Genomic DNA, 3,019 nt, shown 5'->3' on the forward strand with positions numbered 1-3,019 from the left:
GTTGCACAGCAACAGTCCAGAGAATAGTTTCGATGCGACAACCAAAGCATCTTCAGTATTAAGGTTTTAAGCTCGTTTTTAATGTTACGCTCAAGTACTTTACCATCATTAATGAAGAGTATATTTAGCGTTGCGGTGGATTGATTCGGATAAAAATAGTCGGTCAACTCCCATACATCGTCCTTGATATAGCCCAAAGGGTCACCACTGTCATCAAAACCGATCGGCATCTGTTCTAATTCATCCCAATCACCACGCGCGATGGCAGGCTCTAAAACGTCTTTCAAATAATTAGTGTAACTACCAACTTGCTGTTGGCACTGCATAACAGCATTGAGTCTGTCTGCATCTGCGATTTTCAACATATTAGAATACTCCTTTAGTTGAAACTTTAACGTGGTTCATTGAAACGCGAGGGTGTCTTCCGTTCGAATTAAAACGATTCATTGCATCTTCATAAACATCATCACTAGCACCTAGTAAAATAGATTCAAAGGCAGCAATTTTTTCTTTCACTTCGGATTTAGCATCAGGGTATCTATCAAGTGCTTCTTTAAGAAGATCAGTAAAGGAGATCAACTTATAAACTGAATTGGGTTCATCAATGCCCTTTGCTGATTTACACAGATAGCACATATCAAATTCAGAGCAAGGTAAGTCTACTCCCAGCGCTTTGTTAGTCTCGCGCTGTCGTTTCTTTCCCCGAGTTAAATATTGCTCACCATTACAGTGCAACCCATTAGGATTAGACACCTCTTTGCTCTTTAGCCACTTATCGTGCGCAAGCATTTCGATCTTCATTTCGTGACACACAGCCAGCTTAGCGTCATCAAGGCTATCCCCCTTGGCAATTCGCTGTAGCACCTTAATTGCCTGAGATATAATGAGCTTGTTTAAATTAGGATCGCCATTAAGATAATGCGTTTGTAAAGTAGCAAGCTCATTTTGTAGCAAATTGATTAGATGGCTTAGGTTGGTGTCGCTATATTCTTCATTACTGGTTGTTTTTCGAAAACGCCGAGAGCTCAACTCAAGGTAAAAGTTTCCCTGACCAAGTCCAATCTCTGGCAAGATACCGTATGTTAGTGGCGCTAGTCCTCTCCACTGTTTGATTTTCCCGTCAGCCCCACCTATAGGTATAAGGTATTTAGGTTTGCGGCTCTTTTTACGGGCATGGGCGATCGCCCATGCTTCAATATCTTCTAAGAATGATTGATACTTAGCTGCCACAGTAAATTCACCCATCGTCCCTTCCAAGTAATTAAATGATACTGTGACATTACCCTGTCCATCTTTCTCTTGGTATGTCAGAGGGAGGGTTATATTTTTCAACGATACATCGGTTAAACAGGAGAGTGCCGCAAACGCATATTTGTGTATCCTCCAAGTGGTTCTCGTAGGGGGGGAACTTTCAAGTTTCTTCGTGACTATAGTCCGTCCATTTTCATCACGCATCGTACCGAGAGAGTAGGATTTCTGCGATTTTACTAGCGAACGGAAGCACGTAATTATCCAATCAACCACATCAGTCTTGGTGTGGGATAATAGGTGCAGGCGTGTTACCAGTTTTTTATTACAGCCATTTATGTCAAATATGTTTGCGACTTGACCGTTTGAGTCTAATTCATATAACAACCTGGCATTTTCGTTACCATCGCCAGCATATAGCAACGACAACTCAGCTAATGTACTGATAAATGTAACACCGTCACGTTTGTCTACATCAAAGGCTATGTTATCAAGTTCATTACTAAAAACAGCATCAACTCGTTTATTTGCTCGCTTCTTATAGCCAGAGATAGTTACAGTCTTTAATGACTTCTCACGGTTATCAGTCTCGACCTTAATCGGATGACACAGTTGGCGAATTACCGAATCGTTAAGGGAGGTGAAATAGCAAACAAGATGATATGCCATTGCCATACACTGATTAAAAGCAGCCTCGTGATTTACAATAATACCTTTTGCAATATTGACTACACCACTGTGTTTATTAGCAAGTCCTGTTTGATATTCAAGATACTCAACGCCACCATTAGTCACAATGGGAACCTCAATCACTTCAGGAAATTCGGCAATATCTAGTGTTTTATGAGCAAGCAATTCAGCAGCCAACACAAAGAATGCACTACTCATTCGTTCAACAATAGTAGCTTGCTCACTTGGATGGTAAGGCAAAACATCAGAGTTTCTTTTACCCTTCACGAAAGGTTTGCACTGGTTTCGTAAAGAAAGCGAGTCGAATTTACAATGTTGTAGAGCACTAGTAATCGCACTGGATATACCGTGGGCTGAATTCTCTTTAATACCCAACTCTTGCCCATCATCGTATTGAAACAGGAATTTTTTTTGAGGGTTATATAAACGTACTTGCCGCCACAACTCACCGTCATTGCCAACATACGCAAAATAACCCTCTGACGAAAAAGGGTCAATGCTCTTTGTGTCGCAATAACAAATATACTGCTTGAGTAACTGATACTCAGCAGAAATAGTTATTACGGATAACGAACCATACTGAACCGCATCGTTTGCCCATTTGCAGAAATCCCTTAAATAAGGAAATCTGCCAGATATTCTTGGCTGGGCTTCATCACAATGCAAGTGGGACAAATGTATTAAATTAGTGCTACCCGTCAATGTATTTTTCTGTGTCTTCGTTGGGATATTCAGCGCCATATCTGTCACGTTTTGTCGCGGTTGTGGCTTGGTAATCTTTAAATTTGCAATTGGACTCTTAGCCATTATTCAGTTCCCCTCTGGATTCGATTATTTTTCTTCTTGGCAACTGCGAGTTGGGACTTTCTGCGGTTAAGGTACTTAACGTATTTCTCAGTGGTAGCCGTAGATTCATGCCCCATAAGGTCTGCTAATTCATCCATAAGAAACTCATATCTAGAAACTCCCCGTTTTGCCGTCTCTGCTTCCATCCAGTTCGTAGCAAAGGTTGAACGTAAGTCGTGTACTCTGTAGTACCAGTGAGGGTGATCGGCTCTGATTGCATTACGCAGCTTCCCGA

Annotated in this window: 2 protein-coding genes and 1 pseudogene; all 3 read right to left on the reverse strand. The window is 41.3% G+C overall.

Features of this window, described 5'->3' with window-relative positions:
- A partial coding sequence (locus tag AC4GME_RS18420; protein ID WP_490380003.1) for a hypothetical protein occupies positions 1 to 365 on the reverse strand: 365 nt, incomplete at its 3' end.
- Position 366: 1 nt separating this feature from the next.
- Positions 367 to 2,745: a hypothetical protein gene (locus AC4GME_RS18425; protein ID WP_490377982.1), complete on the reverse strand. Its 2,379-nt coding sequence runs from the start codon at positions 2,743 to 2,745 to the stop codon at positions 367 to 369.
- Positions 2,745 to 3,019 (reverse strand): annotated as a pseudogene (locus AC4GME_RS18430) (hypothetical protein); the annotation flags it as partial. The pseudogene AC4GME_RS18430 and the gene AC4GME_RS18425, both read right to left, overlap by 1 nt.

The organism is Psychromonas sp. (assembly GCF_983033635.1).